This is a genomic window from Streptomyces hypolithicus (assembly GCF_052934925.1).
In genome coordinates this window covers 3002843-3021070 of record NZ_CM128811.1, presented here as the reverse complement: position 1 = coordinate 3021070, position 18228 = coordinate 3002843, and the positions used below count along the sequence as shown (strand labels likewise).

Below are 18228 nucleotides of genomic sequence, written 5' to 3'. Positions count from 1 at the left end.
TCGAGGGGAGCACCAGTGAACGCGCCGTACGACGGTGACCGTGGACAGGGCGCCAGTGGCACCGCGCCTTCCCGGGGGGTGCCCCCGGAGACTCCAACGACAGCCCATGTGCCGCCGCAGCAGCCCGAGGCCGCCCAGGAGTCCGAGGCGGCCCCGGACCCGTATGTCCAGGACGCCTACGCCTTCGACCCCTACCGGTCCCAGGATCTCTCCGCCCAGGACCCGGTGACGGAGGCCCTCTATGACCGGGCCTCGCACCCTCCGCCACCGCCCGGCACCTACCCGGAGCCCCCGGCGCTGTACCAGCAGCCGTCTCCGCCTCAGTACGCCCCCGATCCGCAGGTCTGGGCTCCTACACCCGCGCCGGAGCCGGAGGGCCCCTCACGTCTGCTGCCGTACGGGGACCGCGTGGCGACCACGGAGTTCGTGGGCGTCGACGACCTGGTCACCCGGGCCGGCGAAGAGGACCCCGAGCCGGACGCATTCGCTCATCTCTACCGCGACCAGCAGACGCCGGGCCGGCCCGCGGCGTCGGCCGCCCCCGAGACGGCTCCGGCCGCGCCGCCCAAGAAGCCGGCAGGCCGGGCCGCGAGCGTGCTGAAGTCGAGCGCGCTCATGGCCGCGGGCACCCTGGTCTCCCGCCTCACCGGCTTCGTGCGCAGCCTGGTGATCACCGCCGCCCTGGGCGCGGCGCTGCTCGGTGACTCCTTCACCGTGGCCTACACCCTGCCGACGATGATCTACATCCTGACCGTCGGCGGCGGACTCAACTCGGTCTTCGTGCCGCAGCTGGTGCGCGCGATGAAGGACGACGAGGACGGCGGCGAGGCGTTTGCCAACCGTCTGCTGACCCTGGTGATGGTGGCCCTCGGGTTCATCGTGGTCCTGGCTGTCTTCGCGGCCCCGCTGCTGGTCCGCCTGATGTCCGTCTCCATCGCGGACAACGTGGCGGCCAACAGCGTCGCGGTCACCTTCGCCCGCTTCTGCCTGCCCACGATCTTCTTCATGGGTGTGCACGTCGTCATGGGGCAGATCCTCAACGCGCGCGGGAAGTTCGGGGCGATGATGTGGACTCCGGTCCTCAACAACATCGTCATGATCGCCACCTTCGGCCTGTTCATCTGGGTGTACGGCACCTCCGCCGAATCCAGCATGGGCGTCCAGACGATCCCCGACGAGGGCGTCAGGCTGCTCGGCATCGGCACCCTGCTCGGCCTCACCGTCCAGGCCCTGGCCATGATCCCGTACCTGCGCGAAACCGGTTTCCGGTTCCGGCCCCGCTTCGACTGGAAGGGCCACGGGCTCGGCAAGACGGTCAAGCTCGCCAAGTGGACCGTTCTGTTCGTCCTCGCCAACCAGGCCGGGGTGCTGGTCGTCACCCAGCTCGCCACCGCGGCGGGCAACGCCTCCGCCCGGGACGGTGCGGGCATTCTGGCGTACTCGAACGCCCAGCTGATCTGGGGCATGCCGCAGGCCATCATCACGGTCTCCGTCATGGCCGCCCTGCTGCCCCGCATCTCCCGCGCCGCACACGACAACGACCCCGGCGCCGTACGGGACGACATCTCCCAGGGCCTGCGTAACTCGGCCGTCGCCATCGTCCCGGTCGCGTTCGCGTTCCTGGCGCTCGGCGTCCCGATGTGCACGCTGCTGTTCGCCTCGACCGGTCTTGAGGGCGCCCAGGCCATGGGCTTCATTCTGATGGCGTTCGCCCTCGGCCTCATTCCGTACTCGGTGCAGTACGTGATCCTGCGCGGTTTCTACGCCTACGAAGACACCCGCACGCCCTTCTACAACACCGTCATCGTCGCCGCCGTCAACGCGGCCGCCTCAGCCCTGTGCTACGTCGTGCTGCCCGCCCAGTGGGCCGTGGTCGGCATGGCCGCCTCCTATGGCCTGGCCTACGCCATCGGCGTCGGAGTGGCCTGGCGGCGCTTGCGGAACCGGCTCGGGGGCGACCTCGACGGCAGCCACGTCCTGCGGACGTACGCCCGCCTCTCCGGGGCCTCCCTGCCCGCGGCGATCCTCGGCGGCGGCGCCGCCTACGGCATCATGCGCCTGATGGGCAGCGGCGCCCTCGGTTCATTCGTGGCCCTGATCGCAGGCGGCATCGTGCTTCTGGGTGTCTTCTTCCTCGCAGCGAGGAAGATGCGGATCGTGGAACTCAACGCCATGGTCGGCATGGTCCGGGGCCGTCTCGGACGCTAACGTCCCGGCAGCCCCGCACAACCATCGTGGGCCGCCGCGTGTCGTGCATAGCGCCGGACTGTGGGCACAATTGGCATGGCTGTTCAACAGCGTGCATCGGATGGGGAGGCAGGAACGACGGTGGCGGAACGTAGCACGGCTGCCGTCGACGTGGCCGATAACAGCGGCGATGAGCCGCTGTCCGCCAAGGCGGACAAGGCCACGGCCGACGGGGTGGCAAAAGCCCAGCAGCAAGCGGACGAGAACAAGGGCGACGCGGAGGTGGAGCACCAAGGCACAGCGCCCACCGTCGCCACACCCGAGCTGCACAGCGGGCACAAGCTCGCCCGACGCTACCGACTCGAAGAATGCGTCACCCGTCTGGACGGTTTCAGCAGTTGGCGCGCGGTCGACGAGAAACTGCGTCGCGCAGTGGGTGTTCACCTGCTGCCGGCCCACCACCCGCGCGCCCGGTCGGTGCTCGCCGCAGCCCGCTCCTCGGCGCTGCTCGGCGACCCACGCTTCGTCCAGGTCCTGGACGCGGTGGAGGAGAACGATCTCGTCTACGTCGTTCACGAGTGGCTTCCGGACGCCACCGAGCTGACAGCGCTGCTGGCCATCGGTCCACTCGAGGCGCACGAGGCATATCAGCTCGTCAGCCAGGTCTCCCAAGCCATGGCAGCCGCTCACCGCGAGGGACTCGCCCACCTCAAGCTCACCCCCGGAGCCATCCTGAGGACATCCTCGGGCCAGTACCGGATCCGCGGACTCGCGGTGAACGCAGCCCTGCGCGGCATCACCTCCGACCGGCCACAGCGCACCGACACCGAGGCCATCGGCGCCCTTCTGTACGCCACCCTCACCCAGCGCTGGCCCTACGAGCGCGACGCGTACGGCCTGTCCGGCCTGCCCAAGGGCGTCGGCCTGATCGCGCCCGACCAGGTGCGGGCAGGCATCCACCGGGGCCTCTCGGAACTGTGCATGCGGGCCCTGGTCAACGACGGCGCCACCGCCTCGCGGCAGGAACCGCCCTGCACGACCCCCGACGAGCTGGCCAAGGCGGTAGCGGCGATGCCCCGCATCCGTCCGCCGGAGCCGACCTTCACCGCTCCGCCCGAGTACCAGCGCACCACGTACCAGCAGGGCACCTACGGCAGGCCGGGCCCGCACCCCGGGGCCCCCGTCACGCAGCCGGTCACGATCGTCCCTCCCCACCCGCTGCAGGGCCGCACCGGCAAGGCCCTCAAGTGGGGCGTGGCCGCGCTGCTGATTGCCGCGCTCGGCCTCGGCAGCTGGCAGCTCGCCGACACCCTGCTGGACCGCAAGGGCTCCGAGGGCCCCGGCACGTCCGAGCCGAAGACCAACGACGGCGAAGGCAGCGGCGGCAACAAGCCCAAGGCCCCCAAAACGATCGCGATCCAAGGCGCCCAGGAGTACTACCCGGACGGCCTGCCCCAGAACGCGGTCGACGTCCCCAAGACCTACGACGACGACGGGTCCTCGTACTGGCGCACCAAGCGGTACATAGACGGACCTGACCTGGCCCCTTCCGTGAAGAAGGGTGTCGGCATCGTCTACGACCTCGGATCCGACAAGGACGTGTCAGCCGCGTCGATAGCGCTGGGCTACGCCGGCGACCACACGACGGTCACCCTCTACGCCGCTGACTCCACGTCGTCGTCTACACCGGTCGAGTCGATGAGAAAGATCGCCACCACGACCACCAGCGGCACCACCGCGAAACCGACAGCCGACAAACCGGCGAAGACCCGCTACGTACTGGTCTGGCTCACCGCCATGCCGCTGGCACCGGCCGACGGATTCAGCCAGGCCGGTCACAGGCAGGCCATCACCGATGTGAAATTCATGGGCTGACGCAGCCGGCAGGGGAGGGGGCTCACCAGTGGACAACGTCTCACTCAGCGACGCTGACGACCAGGACCTCCTGGCCCGTCACGTCGAAGGCGACGCGGACGCCTTCGGTGAGCTGGTACGTCGCCACCGCGACCGCCTGTGGGCAGTGGCGCTGCGCACCATCGGAGACCGTGAGGAAGCCGCCGACGCGGTTCAGGACGCCCTGGTGTCCGCCTACCGGGCCGCTCACACGTTCCGCGGTCAGTCCGCCGTCACCACCTGGCTGCACCGCATCACGGTCAACGCCTGTCTCGACCGGATGCGCAAGGCCTCCTCCCGCAAGACCTCTCCCGTCGACGACGCCGATCGCCTGGACCAACTCCTCGAACCGCACGAGTCCGCAGCAGCGCCCGTCGAGCGTCAGGATCTGCACCGGCAACTCATCACGGCCCTGGCCACCTTGCCGGCCGAGCAGCGTGCGGCGCTGGTCCTCGTCGACATGCAGGGTTATCCCGTGGCAGAGGCAGCCCGGGTCCTTGATGTGCCCACCGGGACGGTGAAGAGTCGCTGCGCGCGCGGCAGGGCCCGGCTCCTGCCACTCCTCGCGCATCTGCGTAGGGATGCCGGGGAGAGCAGCGACGGCGGCGGGAGAAGGAACCGGACGCCCGGAGCATCCGTCCCACCGGCATCGGAACCAAAAGACACGGGATCCAGTGATCCTGCTGCTGCGAAGGGCGGAGGTGGACGCGCATGACATCGAACGAAACGGTCCGGCACCCGGACGTCTCGGAGATTTCCGATCTCGCCGAGGGCGCCCTCTCCTTTTCGCGCGCGGCAGATCTGCGCCTCCACCTGGACGGGTGCGCCCTGTGTGCCGACGTCGAGACTTCCCTGCACGAGATCCGTGAACTGCTCGGCACACTCTCCGGGCCGCACCCGATGCCCGCGGATGTCATCGACCGCATTGACGAGGCCCTGGCCGCCGAGGCCCACCAAGCCCTCCCCGGGGCTGCAGCGCCGGAAGCGGGCGCACATGTTTCACGTGAAACAGCGCCCGCAGCCCCGGCCGGCGAACCCGTCACCAACGCAGACCGCCCGGCCGGTCACCCGCGCGCGACCACGGGTCCCGGCAGAAACAGCCGGGCGAGGCGCCGCCGCCACAACATCGTCATCGGCGCCGGGTTCGCCGCCGCCACGATCGGCCTGGGTGTACTCCTGCTGCAGTCGGCCCGGCCGACGGACAGCGAGATGTCCGTCGGCGACAGCGGGGTTTCCGCCACCAAGAAGTCGGCAACCGAGTTCTCCGAGTCCGCTCTCGAGGACCGGGTGCAGAAAATGATCGCCAAACAGCCCCTGGCGCAGGACAGGACAGCCGAAGGCGGCCCCTCGTTGGAGAGTGAACCCAACTCCCCCAAGCGGGGAACCGCGGTGGATGTCCCCCCGTGCGTCCAGGTCGGTACGGGCCGTACCACCGTGCCGATCGCGGCACAGGTGGGGACGTACGACGGCAAATTCGCCTTCCTTGTCATCCTGCCGCACGCCACCGACCCCACCCGTGTGCAGGCCTTCGTCGTCGACGCCTCCTGTGTCGATGCGACTCAACCCGCCAAGGGCGAGGTTCTGCTGACGAAGGCCTACCCTCGCCGCTGACACGCGCCGGAATGGGGCTGGACACCTCGGGAATGCATGCCCCGTAGGATCCGTTGGGTGGGGTGAGAGTCCTAGACAGGCCCCTAGGCAGTTGGCAGTCCGCAGAGACGAGGAAGTAACCCGTGAGCGACGTCCGAAACGTGATCATCATCGGCTCCGGGCCCGCCGGCTACACGGCCGCGCTGTACACCGCGCGCGCGTCGCTGAAGCCGCTGGTCTTCGAGGGCGCTGTGACCGCAGGCGGTGCGCTGATGAACACCACCGAAGTGGAGAACTTCCCCGGCTTCCGCGACGGCATCATGGGCCCCGACCTGATGGACAGCATGCGCGCTCAGGCCGAACGCTTCGGCGCCGAGCTGGTTCCTGACGACGTGGTGTCCGTCGACCTCAGCGGTGACATCAAGACGATCACCGACACCGCTGGCACCGTCCACCGCGCGAAGGCCATCATCGTCACGACGGGCTCCCAGCACCGCAAGCTCGGTCTCCCCCAGGAGGACGCCCTCTCCGGACGCGGCGTCTCCTGGTGCGCCACCTGTGACGGGTTCTTCTTCAAGGACCAGGACATCGCTGTCGTCGGTGGCGGCGACACCGCGATGGAAGAGGCCACTTTCCTCTCCCGCTTCGCCAAGTCCGTCACCATCGTCCACCGGCGTGACACCCTGCGCGCCTCCAAGGCCATGCAGGACCGCGCCTTCGCCGACCCGAAGATCAAGTTTGCCTGGGACAGCGAAGTCGCCGAGCTCCAGGGCGACCAGAAGCTGGCGGGCCTGACTCTGCGGGACACCAAGACCGGCGAGACCCGCGCGCTGCCCGTAACCGGACTGTTCATCGCCGTGGGCCACGACCCGCGTACCGAGCTGTTCAAGGGCCAGCTGGAGCTGGATGACGAGGGGTACGTGAAGGTGGACGCCCCCTCTACCCGCACCAACCTCACGGGCGTCTTCGCGGCAGGTGACGTCGTCGACCACACTTACCGCCAGGCCATCACTGCGGCGGGCACGGGTTGCTCTTCGGCGCTCGACGCCGAGCGTTTCCTTGCCGCCCTGGCCGACACCGAGAAGGTGGCCGAGCCCGAGAAGACCGCGACCGCCTGACCTTTCCTCCGTACCCCACACCCCACATGAAGCTAAGGAGGCTGCCGTGGCCGGCACCCTGAAGAACGTGACCGACGACTCCTTCGAGCAGGACGTCCTCAAGAACGACAAGCCTGTCCTGGTGGACTTCTGGGCCGCCTGGTGCGGTCCGTGCCGCCAGATCGCACCGTCGCTCGAAGCCATCGCGGCTGAGCACGGTGAGCAGATCGAGGTCGTCAAGCTCAACATCGACGAGAACCCGGCCACCGCCGCCAAGTACGGCGTCATGTCCATCCCGACGCTGAACGTCTACCAGAACGGCGAGGTCGCCAAGACCATCGTCGGCGCGAAGCCGAAGGCCGCTATCGTCCGCGACCTGGAGGACTTCATCGGCAACGAGGCCGCGAGGGCCTGACCGTCGGCCGTGTTTCACGTGAAACGCGTGTGGGCTCACCCCCTGGGGGTAAGCCCACACGCGCTTGTGTTCGTCACAGAGGCCGCAAGGCCGGCTCTTTCTGAACCGCCCCCAACAACCGGTCGAGGGCTAGCTCGACGTCTTCCTTCCAGGAAAGCGTTGTCCGCAAATCCAGCCTGAGCCGGGGATGGAGCGGATGCGGACGTACGGTCTTGAAGCCGACCGAAAGCAGGTGATCAGCGGGCAGAAGGCAGGCCGGCTCTGTCCAGCGGGCGTTGCCGAATGCCTCAATGGCCTTGAATCCCCGTTGCAGCAAATCCTTGGCCACCGTCTGCACCATGACCCGGCCCAGCCCCTGCCCCTGATAGCTCGGCATGATCCACGCGGTCATCAGCTGCACAGCGTCGGGCGAGACCGGACTGGTAGGGAAAGCCGTCGACCGCGGCACGTACGCAGGCGGCGCGTACAGCACGAAGCCGACCGGAACCTCGTCCACGTGGACCACGCGCCCGCAGGAGCCCCACTCGAGCAGCACAGCAGAGATCCACGCTTCCTTCTCCAGCTCCGCAGTGCCCGCCTTTACCGCTGCTTCTCCACCGACCGGATCAAGTTCCCAAAAGACGCAGGACCGGCAGCGCTTGGGGAGGTCCTGAAGATTGTCCAGCGTGAGCGGTACGAGCCGACGCCCCATGAAGCCTGATCCTCGCTTCCCTCGCCTGCCGCATTCCGAGCGGCAGCCAATGCACCCCGTTCTCGCAGGAGACTGCCGACGAACCCGCCGACCGCTCCGACACTCAGCCCCGCTGTGACCAATTGGCTGCGGCTCACGGATCGCATGGCCCGCTCTCCCTCTGAAGTGTGAACCAAGGTGGATGCGACATACCAGAACGCATCGTATCCAGGCCGCGATCAGACGGATACCGTGAGAGAGCAAAGGGCGGACCGTGTTCGGGTAAGGCCCAGGCACGATCCGCCCTGCGACGGTTCTCGGAGCTCAGCTCTTTCCGTCTTCCGCGTCGTCCACGTCTTGCGCGGTGCGCGCCGGGTCCATCACCCGTCCCTCCCCGGGGGCGAGCGTCCCCAGGATGCGATCCAGATCGTCTATCGAAGCGAACTCGACGACGATCTTTCCCTTCTTCTGACCGAGGTCGACCTTCACCCGGGTCTCGAACCGGTCGGAAAGCCGGGAGGCGAGACCGGACAGCGCCGGCGACAGTCGCGCTCCGGCCCGAGGCCCCTTCGCCTTGGGAGCACTCTTCGGGCCTGAACCCATCAGGGTCACGATCTCCTCGACCGCACGCACCGAAAGTCCCTCAGCCACGACGCGATGCGCCAGACGATCCTGCTCCTCGGAGTCATCGACCGCAAGCAGTGCCCGCGCATGCCCCGCGGACAGCACACCCGCCGCGACCCTGCGCTGCACCGAAGGAGAGAGCCGCAGCAGGCGCAGCGTGTTGGAGACCTGCGGACGCGAACGCCCGATCCGATCGGCCAGCTGGTCATGCGTGCAATTGAAGTCCTTCAGAAGCTGATCGTACGCCGCAGCCTCTTCCAGCGGGTTCAGCTGTGCACGGTGCAGGTTCTCCAGCAGCGCGTCGAGAAGAAGCTTCTCGTCGTCCGTAGCTCGGACAATCGCCGGAATCCGCTCCAGGCCGGCTTCCCGGCAGGCGCGCCATCGCCGCTCGCCCATGATGAGCTCAAAGCGCTCGTCCCCCACCTGCCGTACGACGACAGGCTGAAGGAGGCCGACTTCCTTGATGGAGGTGACCAGTTCCGCCAGTGCGTCGCCGTCGAACACCTCGCGCGGCTGCCGGGAGTTCGGCTTGATGGAGTCCAGCGGCAGCTCGGCAAAGTGAGCCCCGGCCACCGTCTCCGGCTCTGCAGGCTCCGGCGCCTCAACGGGTGTTTCCGTTTCACGTGAAACGGTACTCGCGGGCAGCGAGGTGACCTTCGCGGCTGCCACCCCTCGCTCGGCAGTCATTACGGGGGCCGCCAAGGCAGCACCGCCAACGGGTCCCGGCTTCTCCTGCGAGGCGGCAGGGATCAGCGCACCGAGCCCACGCCCCAGACCTCTACGTCGCTCACTCACGGGTTCCCCTCCGACATGCTTTGCTGGCTGTTCTCGCTGTTCTGGCTGTTCTGGTTGCCCGGATGGGCGTGCTTCGGGTCGTAGTACACCCCGACACCCCGCAGCGCGATCTCACGTGCCGCCTCAAGGTACGAAAGCGACCCGCTGGACGCTGGGTCGTAGGTGAGCACGGTCTGCCCGTAGCTCGGCGCCTCCGAGATACGCACGGACCGAGGGATGCTCGTCCTGAGTACTTCCTTAGCGAAGTGGGTACGCACCTCATCGGCCACCTGGGACGCGAGGCGCGTCCTGCCGTCGTACATCGTCAACAGAATCGTCGACACATGCAGGTCGGGGTTCAGATGTCCTCGCACCAGGTCGACGTTCCGCAGAAGCTGCCCCAGTCCCTCGAGCGCGTAGTACTCGCACTGGATGGGAATGAGCACCTCGGCGCCGGCCACCAGCGCGTTGACAGTCAGCAGGCCCAGCGATGGCGGGCAATCGATGAGGATGTAGTCCAACGGCTGCTCGTACGCCTGAATGGCCCGCTGCAAGCGGCTCTCCCGCGCCACCAGCGACACCAGCTCGATCTCCGCACCGGCGAGATCGATGGTGGCCGGCGCGCAGAAGAGGCCTTCGACGTCCAGAACTGGCTGCACCACTTCGGAGAGCGGCCGGCTGTCCACAAGGACGTCGTAGATCGAAGGGACTTCGGCGTGATGATCGATGCCCAGCGCCGTAGACGCGTTGCCCTGCGGGTCGAGGTCGACGACCAGTACGCGAGCCCCATGGAGGGCGAGCGATGCGGCCAGGTTGACCGTCGAGGTGGTCTTCCCGACGCCGCCCTTCTGGTTGGCCACCACCATGATGCGTGTCTGCTCAGGCCGCGGCAGGCCCTCACCGGCACGGCCGAGAGCTTCCACCGCCAACTGGGCAGATCGGGCAATGGGAGTGTCGTCCATCGGGGGCGGTGTTTCACGTGAAACATCCTCCCCCGCCGAATGGGTACGGGGACCGGGGACCGGGTCGGTCATCGGTCCCGCGATGTTGGCGTCGGACCGCAAGGATTCACTCTCCTCGACTTCAGGCTCGCAATGCACAGAGCCTGCCATGCTTTCGGGGTCATGAACCAGCGAGGCCCGTTCTTCTGTGGAGGAATCCACCTGTGTGGACAACTCAGCAACCCTCACGGGCTTCCGGTCGCGCGGTGCGGCAGCCGCGCGACCGCGGCTGATGATTCCATGCAGCAGAGAGCGACGTTTCACGTGAAACACGATGCACCGGCGGCGCAGTCAGGCCTTCACGACACTCCGAAATGCGTACGTTATGGCAGCTTGTATGGAGCATCAGTGATCGACAGGGCTGATCAACGACGGCGGCGCGTACGCACCGTCCGGGCCGCCTTGGCCCGCTTCGCTGCGAACCGTACCCCGCCCGGACTCTCCCCTACTTCCACGCGCACCACCGTGGACATGGGGTCCACCACGCCCTCCCCGACGTGCAGGACTTCCGTCTCCACCACGCCCAGCTTGCTCAGCGCGGCGCGGGTGCCCTTGAGCTCCTCTTCGGCGGTGTCCCCCTTGAGCGCCAGCATCTGACCGTAGGGGCGCAGCAGAGGGACCCCCCAGCCCGCCAGCCGGTCCAGGGGCGCCACGGCGCGAGCCGTCACCACATGCACCGGCGGGAGCTTCCCGAGGACTTCCTCCGCCCGGCCGCGCACCACCGTCACATGATCGAGACCCAGCAGCTCGACGACTTCCTGAAGGAAATTCGTCCGCCGCAGCAACGGCTCCAGCAAGGTGATCTTCAAGTCCGGACGCACAAGCGCCAGCGGAATACCCGGCAGCCCCGCCCCCGAGCCCACATCGCAGACCGTGACCCCCTCGGGAACCACCTCGGAGAGCACCGCGCAGTTCAGCAGGTGCCGCTCCCACAGCCTCGGGACCTCACGAGGACCAATCAGGCCGCGCTTCACACCCGCGTCCGCAAGCAGCTCCGCATAGCGAACGGCTGCTGGAAAGCACTCACCGAATACCGCCCGTGCCTCTTCAGGCGCCTGGGGAAGCTCTGCTTCCTCCGTCACGGGGACCGTCCTTCCGTACCGCGCTACCGAACTGGTGGCTGACTATCAGGCTGACAAAGATCGGCCCCGCCTGCGAACAGACGGGGCCGACAGACAACGCGCCGGTCAGGCGGGGAGTACGACGACGAAGCGCTGCGGCTCCTCGCCCTCGGACTCACTACGCAGACCCGCGGCCGCGATCGCGTCGTGCACGACCTTGCGCTCGAAGGGCGTCATCGGGTCCAGCTGCACCGGCTCACCGAAGCTCTTCACCTCGTCCGCAGCCTTGGCGCCGAGCTCAGCCAGCTGCTCACGCTTCTTGGCGCGGAAACCAGCGATGTCCAGCATCAGCCGGCTACGATCCCCCGTCTCACGGTTCACGGCCAGACGCGTCAGCTCCTGAAGCGCCTCCAGCACCTCACCGTCGCGGCCCACGAGCTTCTGCAGATCGCGGCCGCCCGCGTCACTGATGATCGAAACCGCGGCCCGATCGGCCTCGACGTCCATGTCAATGTCACCGTCGAGGTCGGTGATGTCGAGCAGACCTTCGAGGTAATCGGCCGCGATCTCACCTTCCTGCTCAAGGCGGGTGAGTGTGTCACCGGCCTCAGCGGGCGCGGCGATAGTGCCTTCCGTCACGGAATGGGCTCCTTATTACTTCTTGGACGGGTGCTTGGGCCGCTGCTGGCCCTTGCGCTGCCCCGGCTTGGCTTGGCGTGCTGAACCGCCGGCAGGCTTGCCGGCCGTCGTGGGCTTGTCGTCCTGCGGATCGGCCTTCTCCAGAGAGGGCTTCTGGAGCGAAGGCTTCGCCAAGGACTCAGTGCCCGACTGTCGCTGCGCCTTGCTCTGGCGCTTCGGCTGCTGCCGCTTCGGACCAGCCTCCGGCGTCGTACCGTCCTCGGCCTCGACCACCGGCTCGCCCTTGGCCACGGTGCCGTCCGGCTGAACGGTCAGCCGCGCCATACCCAGGCCCTTGACGAACTTGCGCTCGGCGTCATTGCGCTCGCGGCCCTTGGCCGCGATCTGCTTCACGACGTTGCGCTCACGGCGGCTTCGCACCTTGCCGTGCTTGAGGATCGACTTCTGCATCCGCTCCAGCAGAAGCGACTGGGCCTTGCTGCCCGGCGTCGGATTCCCGTGGATCACGTACATCTGCTGGCCCATGGTCCACACGTTGGTGGTCAGCCAGTAGACGAGGACACCGACGGGGAAGTTGATGCCCATGACGGCGAACATGACCGGGAAGATGTACATCAGCATCTTCTGCTGCTGCATGAACGGCGTCTTGACCGTCAGGTCGACGTTCTTCGTCATCAGCTGGCGCTGCGTGTAGAACTGCGACGCCGACATCAGGATGATCATGATGGCGGTGATGACGCGGACATCGACCAGAGAGGCGTCGAACTTCACCATGTCCGCCGCGCTGTCCGTGAACTTCGCGGCCAGCGGAGCGCCGAAGATATGCGCCTCACGCGCGCTCGCCAGCAGCGAGTCATTGATGACGCCGACGGTCTTTCCCGAGGCGATGCTGGAAAGCACGTGGTACAGGGCGAAGAAGAACGGCGACTGCGCCAGGATGGGAAGGCACGAGGACAACGGGTTGGTACCCGTCTCCTTGTACAGCTTCATCATCTCTTCGGACTGACGCTGCTTGTCGTTCTTGTAGCGCTCCTGGATCTTCTTCATCTCAGGCTGGAGCGCCTGCATGCCACGCGTCGACTTGATCTGCTTGACGAACAGCGGAATCAGACAGATCCGGATCAACACCACGAGAGACACGATCGACAGGCCCCAGGCCCAGCCCGTGTCGGGCCCGAAGAGCGCCCCGTACATCGTGTGGAACTGAACGATGACCCAGGAAACTGGGGTGGTGATAAAGCTGAACAGACTGGCAATCGTGTCCACTAATCAGGCTCCTTGAGCATTGGGCGAGGTCTCTGCGGCCGGGTCGATCTCAGCGGCGGAGTGCTGCCCGCCCTTGCTGCCGCGGTTGCCGCTCCACGCGTTGCGCAGCGCTTCGTGCCAACGCGGACGTCTGCGCGGTGGGACGTGGTCCACACCGCCCGGCGACCACGGATTGCACCGCAGAATCCGCCAGGCGGTCAGGCCCGTGCCCTTCACCGCGCCGTGCCGGTCGATGGCCGTGAACCCGTAGTGAGAGCACGACGGGTAGTACCGGCACACCGGCCCCAGCAACGGACTGATCGTCCACTGGTACAGCTTGATCAGAGCCAGCAGCGGGTACTTCATCGCGCACCCCCTCCCAGCAGCCGCTGAAGAGCGGCGTCCAGGTCTCGGGCCAGCTGTGCATAGTCGGCATCACCGGCTCCGGGCAATGCCCGTACTACAACCAGGCTACCGGGGGGCAGCTCAGACAAGCGATCACGGACCAGATGACGCAGCCTGCGCTTCACCAGGTTGCGCACCACCGCGTTGCCGACAGCTTTGCTCACGACGAAACCCGCACGCGGCTGGGGAACGCTCTCCCCAGGCGCGTGCGGGTCCGTTGCACCGCTGTTGCGAAGGTGGACGACGAGGAGCGGGCGGCCGGCCCGGCGTCCTCGGCGTACCGCGGTCGCGAAGTCCTCGCGCCGCCTCAGCCGATTCTCGGTAGGCAGCACGTCATGACCTGTAGGTGATCAGGCGGAAAGGCGCGTGCGGCCCTTGCCGCGGCGAGTCGCGAGGATCGCGCGACCGGCGCGGGTGCGCATGCGAAGGCGGAAACCGTGGGTCTTGGCGCGACGACGGTTGTTCGGCTGGAAGGTGCGCTTGCTCACTCGGGGGCTCCAGAAGTGGTGTGGTGGCGGGACATCGCCTGGCTGTCACCGTGCGCCCACGAGGAAGCTCGCAACGCCCGTGTGCACCGCTTCACGATCACAGACCGTGATCTTGCCCATCGGAGGCAGGCGGCAGCAGCCATCGACAACTCGACCTGGTTACGGTACGCGCGGCTGCGTCATTCGGTCAAACCGGCCCCTGACCGGGCTCCGCTGTACACAGCCTGTGGACAACAACTTGAACCTCGCGAGCCGCCGCGACTACCGTGGCTGAACTTGGATTCTTATCCGTTGTGTCCTTGCCTGTCCTTACCATCCCGTCCCAAGACCATCCCGTCCCAGAACCACACCTTCGTGGGACCTGTGAGAGAGCGTGCCCCCTGTGGCTGACGTACCTGCCGATCTTGCCGCAGTGTGGCCACGCGTGCTGGAGCATCTCCTCGGAGAGGGCCAGCAGGGCATCGAGCCCAAGGACAAGCAGTGGATCGAACGCTGCCAACCCCTCGCCCTGGTCGCCGACACCGCGCTGCTCGCCGTGCCCAACGAGTGGGGCAAGCGCGTACTCGAAGGCCGGCTCGCTCCCCTCATCAGCGAGACGCTGAGCCGCGAGTGCGGCCGCCCCATCCGGATCGCGATCACCGTCGACGACTCGGCTGCGGAGCCCGCCCCGCAGCAGCCGCCCCCGCACGACACGTACGACAGTTACGGACACCGGCCCCCGGCCGACGACCTGCCGACCGCCAGGCCCGCGTACCCCGACTACCGGCAGCCCCGCCACGACCAGGGCTCCTGGCCGCGCCTCCCCCCGGAGGACCACGGCTGGCAGCAGCCGCGTCTCGGCGGCTACCAGGAGCGCGACCCGTACACCGGCCGGCCGCCGCAGCACGACTACCGGCAGCAGGGGCCCGAGCACCAGCAGTACGAGCAGCCGCACTACGACCCGTCCCCCCGCCACGACCGGCACGACCGGCAGGAACGGCACGAGCGCCGCGACCACCAGGACCAGCCCGCCCCGCACCGGGGCGGCGGCCCCGGCTCCAACCTGCCGCAGGCAGGCGGCGCCCCCGGTCCCCTGACCGCGCAGCCTTCCGCGCCGGGTCCCGGGGAACCACATGCCCGCCTCAATCCGAAGTACCTCTTCGACACCTTCGTCATCGGATCCTCCAACCGCTTCGCTCACGCGGCGGCCGTCGCGGTGGCCGAAGCGCCGGCGAAGGCGTACAACCCGCTCTTCATCTACGGGGAGTCGGGCCTCGGCAAGACCCACCTGCTGCACGCCATCGGTCACTACGCGCGCAGCCTCTACCCGGGTACCCGGGTGCGCTACGTGAGCTCCGAGGAGTTCACCAACGAGTTCATCAACTCGATCCGCGACGGCAAGGGCGACGCCTTTCGCAAGCGCTACCGGGACGTGGACATCCTGCTGGTCGACGACATCCAGTTCCTCGCGAGCAAGGAGTCGACTCAGGAGGAGTTCTTCCACACCTTCAATACGCTCCACAACGCCAACAAGCAGATCGTGCTGTCCTCGGACCGGCCGCCCAAGCAGCTGGTAACTCTGGAGGACCGGCTGCGCAACCGCTTCGAGTGGGGTCTGACCACCGACGTACAGCCGCCCGAGCTGGAGACGCGCATCGCGATTCTCCGCAAGAAGGCCGTGCAGGAGCAGCTCAACGCCCCGCCGGAGGTGCTGGAGTTCATCGCGTCCCGGATCTCGCGCAACATCCGTGAGCTGGAGGGCGCACTGATCCGGGTGACGGCGTTCGCCTCGCTCAACCGGCAGCCGGTCGACCTCGGGCTCACCGAGATCGTCCTCAAGGACCTCATCCCGGGCGGCGAGGACGCCGCTCCCGAGATCACGGCCGGCGCGATCATGGCAGCGACCGCGGACTACTTCGGGCTGACCGTGGAGGACCTCTGCGGATCGTCACGCAGCCGGGTACTCGTCACGGCCCGGCAGATCGCGATGTACCTGTGCCGTGAGCTGACCGACCTCTCGCTGCCCAAGATCGGCGCCCAGTTCGGCGGCCGCGACCATACGACCGTGATGCACGCCGACCGCAAGATCCGCGCGCTGATGGCCGAGCGGCGCTCCATCTACAACCAGGTCACCGAGCTCACAAACCGCATCAAGAACGGCTGACAGCGGCTCACACAGCGGCCCGAAGGGCGCCCCGGGACGAAATCCGGGGCGCCCTTCGCCGTTTCCGGCGACCCCGGTGTTCGATTACGTGCCCGCCGGACCGTGTTCTCCACAGAAGAGGACAGGATGGTCCGTCCACACCCTGGGGATCCTCCAAGTTGTCCAGAATGAGTCCACAGGTGCGCTTCCTGAGGCTTCATCACCCCAGGTCAGGTGGTTGTGGATTTGTGGTCAAGCGACATCCACAGGCTGTGGACAGAAAATCCGTCCACAGGGGGCTCACTTGGTTGTCCACCGGCCGCCCACAGGCAGGGCCATCTTGTGCACAGCTAATCCACATGCCTGTCCACTGTTCGGCAACGAAACACGCGCGCTCACCGGGTCGAGTGAAAGCGGTCACACCGAGAGCCCGGGTTGGGCTGTGGGGAACGTGGGCAAAGCTGGGGACGGCGCTGGGGAGAAGTCGGCCCTGCCTGTGCATGGGCTGTGTGTAACTTTCGGGCGTCCACAGAAACACCGAGTTGTCCACCGGTTCCGCCCACAGGCGCGGTGGACAAAAAAGTGGGTCTGAGCTGCGAAAACAGGGTTATCCACCGTTTCCACAGCCCCTACTACTACTCCCACTTAGAGTTAGCCCGAAATTCGCTTGGAAGAAGGGCCTGTGCACAACTTGAGCCCGGAGCCTCCGACGCGTCCCGCCACGACTTGACCCCGAGCCGCACCGACTGTCGGTGCCGTGCGTCAGACTGGTGCCCGGCAACACAGCCAGACGACGACGGCCAGCAGAGCGAGCCAGCAACAAGCAGGAGGCGGTTCCGGTGAAGATCCGGGTGGAGCGCGATGTACTCGCCGAGGCGGTGGCCTGGACGGCCCGCAGTCTCCCGGCCCGTCCGCCGGTGCCGGTCCTCGCCGGCCTTCTGCTGAAGGCGGAGGAGGGTGCTCTGAGCATCTCCGGCTTCGACTACGAGGTCTCAGCGCGGGTCTCGGTCGAGGCCGACATCGAGGACGACGGCACCGTTCTCGTCTCCGGCCGGCTCCTCGCCGACATCTGCCGGGCGCTGCCGAACCGGCCGGTCGAGATTTCCACAGACGGTGTACGGGCAACCGTGGCCTGCGGCTCCTCCCGGTTCACCCTCCACACGCTTCCGGTGGAGGAGTACCCGGCGCTGCCGCAGATGCCGACCGCGACCGGAACCGTTCCCGGTGAGGTCTTCGCTTCCGCAGCCGCCCAGGTCGCCATCGCCGCCGGGCGCGACGACACGCTGCCCGTGCTCACCGGCGTGCGTATCGAGATCGAGGGCGACACCGTCACGCTGGCCTCCACCGACCGCTACCGCTTCGCGGTCCGCGAGTTCCGGTGGAAGCCGGAGAACCCGGATGCCTCCGCCGTCGCCCTGGTGCCGGCCAAGACGCTGCTGGACACCGCCAAGGCGCTGACCAGCGGTGACACCGTGACGATCGCCCTTTCCAGCTCGGGCGCCGGTGAGGGCCTGATCGGTTTCGAGGGTGCGGGTCGGCGTACGACGACGCGGCTGCTCGAGGGTGACCTGCCGAAATACCGGACGCTCTTCCCGACCGAGTTCAACTCGATCGCCGTGATCGAGACCGCCCCCTTCGTCGAGGCCGTCAAGCGAGTTGCCCTGGTCGCCGAGCGGAACACCCCGGTGCGGCTCAGTTTCGAGCAGGGCGTGCTGATCCTCGAGGCGGGATCCAGCGACGACGCACAGGCTGTGGAGCGCGTCGACGCGAACCTTGACGGCGACGACATCTCGATCGCCTTCAACCCGACGTTCCTGCTGGACGGGCTCAGCGCGATCGACTCGCCGGTCGCCCAGCTCTCCTTCACGACGTCCACCAAGCCGGCGCTGCTCAGCGGCAGGCCCGCGGTGGATGCCGAGGCGGACGAGGCGTACAAGTACCTGATCATGCCGGTGCGTCTCTCCGGCTGATGAGCTCAGGGCCGGGCGTAGGCTCGGTTCCGCGTACGAATCGCCAC

17 protein-coding genes are annotated in these 18228 nt (G+C 67.5%); 8 read left to right on the top strand and 9 right to left on the bottom strand.

Going from position 1 to position 18228, the window contains the following annotated elements; all coding sequences use genetic code 11:
* The first annotated feature begins 15 nt into the window (after positions 1–15).
* The 6 genes from murJ to trxA all read left to right on the top strand — a co-directional run bounded on the left by murJ (position 16) and on the right by trxA (position 7182).
* The gene (gene murJ / locus ACU6WZ_RS14260) at positions 16–2208 is read left to right on the top strand and encodes a murein biosynthesis integral membrane protein MurJ (protein WP_447028431.1); all 2193 of its coding nucleotides are present in this window, start codon (positions 16–18) and stop codon (positions 2206–2208) included.
* 120 nt (positions 2209–2328) lie between these two features.
* Complete coding sequence (locus ACU6WZ_RS14255; protein WP_447028430.1) at positions 2329–4062, top strand: protein kinase family protein; 1734 nt, start codon at positions 2329–2331, stop codon at positions 4060–4062.
* Between the two features lie 28 nt (positions 4063–4090).
* Positions 4091–4795, top strand: a complete 705-nt coding sequence (gene sigM / locus ACU6WZ_RS14250; RefSeq protein ID WP_447028429.1) for an RNA polymerase sigma factor SigM — start codon at positions 4091–4093, stop codon at positions 4793–4795.
* The gene (locus tag ACU6WZ_RS14245; RefSeq protein ID WP_447028427.1) at positions 4792–5691 is read left to right on the top strand and encodes an RsmA family anti-sigma factor; all 900 of its coding nucleotides are present in this window, start codon (positions 4792–4794) and stop codon (positions 5689–5691) included. The genes sigM and ACU6WZ_RS14245 overlap by 4 nt, the downstream gene beginning before the upstream one ends.
* Before the next feature lie 122 nt (positions 5692–5813).
* Complete coding sequence (gene trxB, locus ACU6WZ_RS14240; RefSeq protein WP_447028425.1) at positions 5814–6788, top strand: thioredoxin-disulfide reductase; 975 nt, start codon at positions 5814–5816, stop codon at positions 6786–6788.
* A 46-nt stretch (positions 6789–6834) separates the two neighbouring features.
* A complete protein-coding gene (gene trxA, locus ACU6WZ_RS14235) occupies positions 6835–7182 on the top strand; it encodes a thioredoxin (protein WP_447028424.1) in 348 nt (115 codons plus the stop codon).
* Between the two features lie 73 nt (positions 7183–7255).
* On the opposite strand, the gene ACU6WZ_RS14230 is transcribed toward trxA, so the two are convergent.
* The 9 genes from ACU6WZ_RS14230 to rpmH form a co-directional block, all read right to left on the bottom strand.
* A complete protein-coding gene (locus ACU6WZ_RS14230; RefSeq protein WP_447028423.1) occupies positions 7256–7873 on the bottom strand; it encodes a GNAT family N-acetyltransferase in 618 nt (205 codons plus the stop codon).
* A gap of 303 nt (positions 7874–8176) precedes the next feature.
* On the bottom strand, positions 8177–9271 hold the full coding sequence (locus ACU6WZ_RS14225; protein ID WP_447028421.1) for a ParB/RepB/Spo0J family partition protein: 1095 nt from the start codon (positions 9269–9271) through the stop codon (positions 8177–8179).
* Complete coding sequence (locus tag ACU6WZ_RS14220; RefSeq protein ID WP_447034036.1) at positions 9268–10362, bottom strand: ParA family protein; 1095 nt, start codon at positions 10360–10362, stop codon at positions 9268–9270. Before ACU6WZ_RS14220 ends, ACU6WZ_RS14225 begins: the two co-directional genes overlap by 4 nt.
* 254 nt (positions 10363–10616) lie before the next feature.
* Complete coding sequence (rsmG, locus tag ACU6WZ_RS14215; protein ID WP_447028420.1) at positions 10617–11333, bottom strand: 16S rRNA (guanine(527)-N(7))-methyltransferase RsmG; 717 nt, start codon at positions 11331–11333, stop codon at positions 10617–10619.
* 105 nt (positions 11334–11438) lie between these two features.
* Positions 11439–11951, bottom strand: a complete 513-nt coding sequence (locus tag ACU6WZ_RS14210; RefSeq protein WP_447028419.1) for a Jag family protein — start codon at positions 11949–11951, stop codon at positions 11439–11441.
* A gap of 15 nt (positions 11952–11966) precedes the next feature.
* Positions 11967–13217 carry a membrane protein insertase YidC gene (gene yidC, locus ACU6WZ_RS14205; protein WP_447028418.1) on the bottom strand — a complete coding sequence of 417 codons (1251 nt, stop codon included), beginning with the start codon at positions 13215–13217 and terminating at the stop codon, positions 11967–11969.
* 3 nt (positions 13218–13220) lie between these two features.
* The gene (gene yidD, locus ACU6WZ_RS14200; RefSeq protein WP_447028416.1) at positions 13221–13562 is read right to left on the bottom strand and encodes a membrane protein insertion efficiency factor YidD; all 342 of its coding nucleotides are present in this window, start codon (positions 13560–13562) and stop codon (positions 13221–13223) included.
* On the bottom strand, positions 13559–13933 hold the full coding sequence (gene rnpA / locus ACU6WZ_RS14195; RefSeq protein WP_447028414.1) for a ribonuclease P protein component: 375 nt from the start codon (positions 13931–13933) through the stop codon (positions 13559–13561). The genes yidD and rnpA overlap by 4 nt, the downstream gene beginning before the upstream one ends.
* Positions 13934–13951: 18 nt before the next feature.
* The gene (gene rpmH / locus ACU6WZ_RS14190) at positions 13952–14089 is read right to left on the bottom strand and encodes a 50S ribosomal protein L34 (RefSeq protein WP_078606731.1); all 138 of its coding nucleotides are present in this window, start codon (positions 14087–14089) and stop codon (positions 13952–13954) included.
* 382 nt (positions 14090–14471) lie between these two features.
* Here rpmH and dnaA point away from each other — a divergent pair, with 382 nt between their 5' ends.
* The gene (gene dnaA, locus ACU6WZ_RS14185; protein ID WP_447033788.1) at positions 14472–16232 is read left to right on the top strand and encodes a chromosomal replication initiator protein DnaA; all 1761 of its coding nucleotides are present in this window, start codon (positions 14472–14474) and stop codon (positions 16230–16232) included.
* 818 nt (positions 16233–17050) lie between these two features.
* Entirely contained in the window at positions 17051–18181 is a 1131-nt protein-coding gene (gene dnaN / locus ACU6WZ_RS14180; protein ID WP_447033787.1) for a DNA polymerase III subunit beta, read from the top strand.
* Positions 18182–18228 lie beyond the last annotated feature (47 nt).

Coding starts and splice junctions, on each gene's coding strand:
- ACU6WZ_RS14220 (WP_447034036.1), bottom strand. CDS start 10,362: ATGGCAGGCTCTGTGCATTGCGAGCCTGAAGTCGAGGAGAGTGAATCC.
- ACU6WZ_RS14245 (WP_447028427.1), top strand. CDS start 4,792: ATGACATCGAACGAAACGGTCCGGCACCCGGACGTCTCGGAGATTTCC.
- ACU6WZ_RS14230 (WP_447028423.1), bottom strand. CDS start 7,873: ATGGGGCGTCGGCTCGTACCGCTCACGCTGGACAATCTTCAGGACCTC.
- yidD (WP_447028416.1), bottom strand. CDS start 13,562: ATGAAGTACCCGCTGCTGGCTCTGATCAAGCTGTACCAGTGGACGATC.